At 70.1% G+C, this 6,000-nt stretch carries 3 protein-coding genes; 1 reads left to right on the top strand and 2 read right to left on the bottom strand.

Annotation, left to right across the window (positions count from 1 at the left end; translation table 11 throughout):
• A partial coding sequence (locus AAHB17_RS14875) for an ABC1 kinase family protein (RefSeq protein WP_342131411.1) occupies positions 1–1,699 on the bottom strand: 1,699 nt, incomplete at its 3' end.
• Between the two features lie 144 nt (positions 1,700–1,843).
• A complete protein-coding gene (locus AAHB17_RS14870) occupies positions 1,844–3,793 on the bottom strand; it encodes a GspE/PulE family protein (RefSeq protein WP_342131410.1) in 1,950 nt (649 codons plus the stop codon).
• Between the two features lie 215 nt (positions 3,794–4,008).
• On the opposite strand from AAHB17_RS14870, the gene AAHB17_RS14865 reads away from it, so the two are divergent.
• On the top strand, positions 4,009–5,895 hold the full coding sequence (locus AAHB17_RS14865; RefSeq protein ID WP_342131409.1) for a sensor domain-containing diguanylate cyclase: 1,887 nt from the start codon (positions 4,009–4,011) through the stop codon (positions 5,893–5,895).
• Positions 5,896–6,000 lie beyond the last annotated feature (105 nt).

Genomic DNA, 6,000 nt, shown 5'->3' with positions numbered 1-6,000 from the left:
CTAACCCCGCGCCCGGGGGGGGGGGGTGGCCCCTTTGGCCCCCCCCCCCCCACAGCCCGAACACCATGGCGCCAAAAAAACCCAGCAGGCCAAAGGCGGGCAGGCCGAACAGCGTGGGGCCGCCCTGCACGGTCATGACGATGGAGGAACCGATCACCAGCGCGGCCACCACCAGCGCCATGCTCAGGCGGTTGGCGGCGCGGTCGATCTGGTCGCCCACGCGCTTGAGGTGGGCCAGCTCGATGGCCACCTGCAACCGCCCCTGGCGCGCGTTGCGCAGCAGGCGGCCCAGGTCGTCGGGCAGTTGCTCCAGGGCCCCCAGGCTGCGCCGCAGCAGCTGCCAGCCCCGCAGGGCCAGGGCACGCGGCTGGTAACGCGCGCGCAGCACCCGCTTGAGCAGCGGCAGGGCCTCGGTGGCCATGTGGAAACCCGGGTCCAGCCCACGGCCCATGCCTTCCAGGGTGATGAAGGACTTGATCAGCAAGGCCAGGTCGGCCGGCAGGCCCAGCTTGTGGTCGCGCAGGATGGCGGTCACGTCGGCCAGCATCTGACCCAGCTTGAGCCGCGCCAGCGAGACGCCGTGGTACTGATCGACAAAGGCCTCGATCTCGGCCTCGAGGTGGGCCATGTCCACGCCATGGGCGTCGCCGGTCCAGTCCAGCAGCACGTCGGCCACGGTCTGGGCACGGCGCTCCACCAAGCCCAGCAGCAGCTTGAGCAGGTCGTCGCGGCGGCGCACCGAGAGCCGCCCGACCATGCCGAAGTCGATGAAGGCGATGCGGTTGCCGGGCAGGTAGAACACGTTGCCGGGGTGGGGGTCGGCGTGGAAGAAGCCGTCCTCCACGATCATCTTGAGCACCGCGCCGGCGCCACGCTGCGCCAGCAGCGTGCGGTCGAAACCGGCCTCGGGCGTGAGCCGCTCCAGCTGGTGGCCGGGCACACCGGCCATGAAATCCTGCACGTTGATGCGGGTCCCGGTGTGGGCCCAGAACACGCGGGGGATGGCGATGTGGGACAGCGCCGCCAGGTTGGTGGCGATGCGCTCGGCGTTGCGGCATTCGCCCGCGAGGTCCAGCTCGCGGCGCAGTGAGCGCGCGAACTCGCGCACCAGCTGCTGCGGCCGGTAGGGCTTGAGCGCGGGCAGCTCGGCCTCGGCGACGGAGGCCAGGCGTTCGATCAGGCGCAGGTCGGCCTCGATCACCTCGGTGATGCCGGGGCGGCGGATCTTGACCACCACCTCGGTGCCGTCGCGCAGCTGGGCGCGGTGCACCTGGGCGATGGACGCGGCCGCCAGCGGCTCGGCGTCGAAACGCGCGAACACCACCTCGGGCTCGTCACCCAGGTCTTCGCGCAACTGCGGGCGCAGGGCCTCGATGGGCAGGGCCGGCACCTGGCTGTGCAGCTTCTCGAATTCGGCGATCCACTCCGGCCCGAAGATGTCGGCCCGCCCGGCCAGAATCTGGCCCAGCTTGACGAAGGTGGGGCCCAGTTCCTCCAGCGCCAGGCGCACCTGCACGGGCGGCGGCAGGCGGGCCAGGTCGGCCGCGTGGTCCCAGCGCAGGGCGTGGCCGGCGCGCTCCAGCATGTCGGTCAGGCCCAGGCGGCGCACGGTGTCGCCAAAGCCGTGGCGCACCAGCACGCCCAGGATCTCCTGCAGGCGCCCCAGGTCGCGTGCGGTGGTGAGGGTCTCAAGCAGCATATCGGTTGTCCATTCCGCGAACGCGGCGCCCGCGACGCTTGAAGCGGTCGAACCGGGAGACACCGCCGGGCCGGCTTCGCCGGACGGCTGGTGTTGCCCCCTGGGGGGGATGCGGCCACGCGAAGCGGGCAAGCGACGGGGGGGTCATAGATTCGTGGCGGCGATGACTTCGGGCAGGTCGGTCAACCCCTGGATGACCTTGTCGATGCCGTCCTGGCGCAGCGTCTTCATGCCGGCCTTGAGGGCGGTCTCGCGGATCTCGGTGGCCGATGCGCGGTGGCGGATGTGGTGGCGTATGGCCTCGTCGTTGAGCATCAGCTCGTAGATGCCGAGGCGGCCCTTGTGCCCACGGCCATCGCAGGCCTTGCAGCCCGGGCCGCCCTGGATGAAGGTGCGCAGGTGGCGCCCGCCCTGGGCGTCGTCCTGGCCGAACTCGACACGCCAGCGCTCGATCTGCGCCGCCACGTCGCGTTCGTCCACGTGCTGCACACCTTCGAGGTACTGGGTGGCCAGCGCGACGAGTTCGTCCTCGGTCGCGGGGCGCGAGCTGACGCAAGCCCGGCACAGCCGGCGCACCAGGCGTTGCGCGAGGATGCCCAGCAGCGAGTCGGAAAAGTTGAACGGATCGAGGCCGATCTCCAGCAGGCGGCCCACGCTCTCGGGCGCCGAATTGGTGTGCAGCGTGGACAGGACCAGGTGGCCGGTGAGCGAGGCCTCGACGGCGATGCGCGCGGTCTCCTCGTCGCGCATCTCGCCGATCATGATGACGTCGGGGTCGGCGCGCAGGAAGGTGCGCATGGCGGCGGCGAAGGTCCAGCCGATGCGGGCGTTCACCTGCACCTGGCGCAAGCCGTCCTGGGTGATCTCGATCGGGTCCTCGGCGGTCCAGATCTTGCGTGACTCGGTGTTGATGTCGGCGATCAGCGAATGCAGGGTGGTGGTCTTGCCGCTGCCCGTGGGCCCGCAGACCAGGATCAGGCCATAGGGCTTCTGCGCCATGCGGCGCAGCTGCATGAGGTCGCGCGGGTTCAGGCCGATGGCATCGACCGGGATCGGCTTGGAGCCCGCCAGCAGGCGCAGCACCACATCCTCCAGCCCGTTGGCGGTGGGCACCGTGACCACGCGCAGCTCGGTCTTGGTGCCGCCGAAACGGGCGAAGTCGATCTTGCCGTCCTGCGGCTTGCGGTGCTCGGAAATGTCCATGCCCGCCATGATCTTGATGCGCGCCACCAGCGCGTAGCGAAAGCGCGACTCGACGTCGAGGTAGCGTTTGAGTTCGCCATCGAGCCGCAGGCGGATGCACACGGCCTTGGGCGCGGGCTGGGTCTCGATGTGGATGTCCGAGGCCTTCTGCGCGATGGCCTCCTCGATCAGCGAGTTGATCAGGCGCACCAGGGTGTTGTCGGACTCGCTGACGACGTCGCCCTCGGGTTCGTTGGCGGCGCTGTCGCTGCCGGCCATCAGGTTGACGGCCAGGTCCTTGGCCGCCATGCGGTGGGACGGCGCCGCCGCCGGCTCGCCGGCCCGCTGGTAGGCACGCTCCAGCGAGGGCATCAGCGTGCCCGGCGCCGCCAGCACCGGCACGATGCGCAGCTGCGTCATGAAGCGCAGCTCGTCGTGCAGGCGTTTGTCCAGCGGATCGGCCATCAGCACCACCAGCAGATCCTCGTGCTTGAGCAGGGGCAAGACCGATTCGGTCTCGGCCACCGCGCGCGGCACGGTGGCCAGCGCGTCGGGATCAAAGCGGTAGTGGCGGGCATCGATCACCCGGTTGCCCAGCCAGCCGGCGATCACCTGATGCAGCTGCGCGTCGTTCAGCACCCCCTTGTCGAGCAGCTGCCGGCCCAGCTGGCGGTAGACACCGAGCTTGCGTTCCTCCACCTGGGTCTTCAGCGCATCGTCCAGCTGGCGCGGGCTGATGACGCCACTTTTCACCAGCGCATCGCCCAGGTGCAAGGCGCCATGGGCCGAGGACTGCGGGTTCTGCAGCAGGTGCCAGAGTTCGTCGGCGCTGTGTGGCTGCTGAAAGCCTGGGGCGTCGCCAACGTCCAAGGCAGGCGATGGGCTGGGTTGGGCGGCGGGCGTGAGGGGCATGGGTGGCGGTGGGCGGGCGATGGCCCCATTCTGCCGGGCACCTGCGCCAGCGCCAAGCGGGTGCGCCGGTCTCGTTTGACGCAGATCAGTTCGCACGCCGGGCCGCCGCCCACGGCCGGACGCGCCACCGTTATAGTGAACCAACGGCTGGCCCCGCCCGCCACCCACCCGCCACCGACATGGATTCCCGACTGCCCCCCCTCGAGGCATTCGATATGCCCACCGTCGACGTGAAGCCCCACTTCTGGGGCTTGCGCTGGCTGTGGGCACGCCTGCTGCTGGTGGCCGCCCTGTACGGCGCCACGGGCTGGGTGTCGGTCCATTTCACCGTGGTGGACAACGGTCCGTCCATGCTGTGGTTGCCCAACGGCGTGATGCTGGCCGCGCTGCTGATGTCACCACGCCGCCACTGGCTGGCCTATGTGGCCTTGCTGCTGCCATTGGAGCTGTGGGTCGACTGGGACAGCTACAGCCTGCGGCAATCGCTCGGATTTGCCGGCGCCAATGCGCTGGAGGTGCTGTTGGCGGCCTGGACCCTGCGCCGCATCTGCGGCCCGGCGTTTTCGCTGCACCGCCTGGCCCACATCGGCTGGTTCGTGGTCGCCGGGCCGGTGTTGTCCAGCGGACTGGCGGCGCTGCTGGGCACAGAGCTGTACGGCACGCACCCCAGCGGCCTGGGATGGGGCGGGCACTGGTTGGTGTGGTGGCTGGGCGACAGCCTGGGCCTGCTGGTGCTCACCCCGCTGCTGGTCGATCTGTGGGGACCACGCGCCACCCAGGACCACGCACGCCTGCTGCGCAGCACCAGCTGGTGGCCCGCCACCGCCATCTTGCTGGTCATGAACGGCCTGGTGTTCGGGCAGGCACGGGTGGGCCTGCACAGCCCGGTGCTCAGCGCGGTGCTGGTGCTGCCCGCCGTGGCCTGGATCGCGCTGCGTCACGGGCCCGTGGGAGGTGCCTGGGCCAGCCTGTGGACCGCGGTGATCGCGATCGCGCTGACCGGCCAGTCCGCCGGCCCCTACGCCGCCGTGGGCAGCGTGACGGGCGGGCTGCTGCTGCAGGAGTACCTGCTGGTGATGTCCATGGCGTCGCTGGGCCTGGGCGCCCTGTTGGCCGAAGTGCGCCGGCGCGAGCGCACCTTGCGGGTGTTCCAGCGCGCGGTCGAATCGCTGGACGACGGCATCGTGATTGCCGACGCCCGCCAGCCAGACCAGCCCGTCATCTACGTCAACCAGAAATTCGAGGCCAGCACCGGCTACGCGCCGAGCGAGGTGCTGGGCCGGAACTGCCGCTTTCTCAGCGGCAGCGACCGCGCGCAGCCCGGGCTGGCACAGCTGCGCGATGCCCTCCAGCGTGAGATGCCGGTGCAGGTGCTCCTGCGCAATTACCGCAAGAACGGCGAGATGTTCTGGAACCAGCTCACGCTGGCACCGGTGGTCAGCCCCCACAACGGGGTCACGCATTTTGTCGGCGTGCAGCACGACATCACCGAACTCAAGCGCACGCAGGACGCACTGCTGACCGCCAAGGAGGCGCTCGAAGCACACAACCGGGAACTGGAGGAGCGGGTGCTGGAGCGGACACAGGCGCTGGAACTGCTGTCCACCACCGACGCGCTGACCGGCACCCGCAACCGCCGCCACCTGATGGAGCAGGCCACGCGCGAAATGGCGCGCGCCCAGCGCTATGGCCGGCCCTTGTCCTGCCTGCTGTTCGACATCGACCATTTCAAACGGATCAACGACAACCACGGCCACGCCGCCGGCGATCGGATGCTGGTGGCGTTGTGCCAGACGGTGCAGGCCATGCTGCGTCCGGCCGACACGCTGGCGCGTTTTGGCGGCGAGGAGTTTGTGGTCCTGTTGCCCGACACCGATGCCGAACACGCGCGCCAGGCGGCCGAGCGCCTGCGCGAACAGGTCGAGCAGACCGAGGTGCCGGTGCCCGGCGAGGCCTCGCCGCTGCGGCTGACCATCAGCGTGGGAGTGGCCACCCTGTCGGTGCTCAACGCCGACGTCGACGCCTTGTTCAGGGCCGCCGACGCTGCCATGTACCGCGCCAAGACCGGCGGCCGCAACCGGGTGGAGGTGTCACCCGACTGAGATGAAACACCCCCGCGCCGCCTTCGGCGTCACCCCCTCAAGGGGGCAATGCCAGTGGGCCGGCAAAGCCGGACCCACGGCATCCCCGGCTGGACCGTTTCAGGC

Origin of the sequence: Hydrogenophaga sp. OTU3427 (assembly GCF_038440225.1) — a bacterium.
GTDB lineage: Bacteria > Pseudomonadota > Gammaproteobacteria > Burkholderiales > Burkholderiaceae_C > Hydrogenophaga.
The sequence above is the reverse complement of the archived record's forward strand: the minus strand, read 5'-3'. Positions and strand labels throughout refer to the sequence as shown.

What these genes read in the sequence shown, in the direction of transcription:
- AAHB17_RS14870 (WP_342131410.1), bottom strand. Translation starts at nt 3,793, where the DNA reads ATGCCCCTCACGCCCGCCGCCCAACCCAGCCCATCGCCTGCCTTGGAC.
- AAHB17_RS14865 (WP_342131409.1), top strand. Translation starts at nt 4,009, where the DNA reads ATGCCCACCGTCGACGTGAAGCCCCACTTCTGGGGCTTGCGCTGGCTG.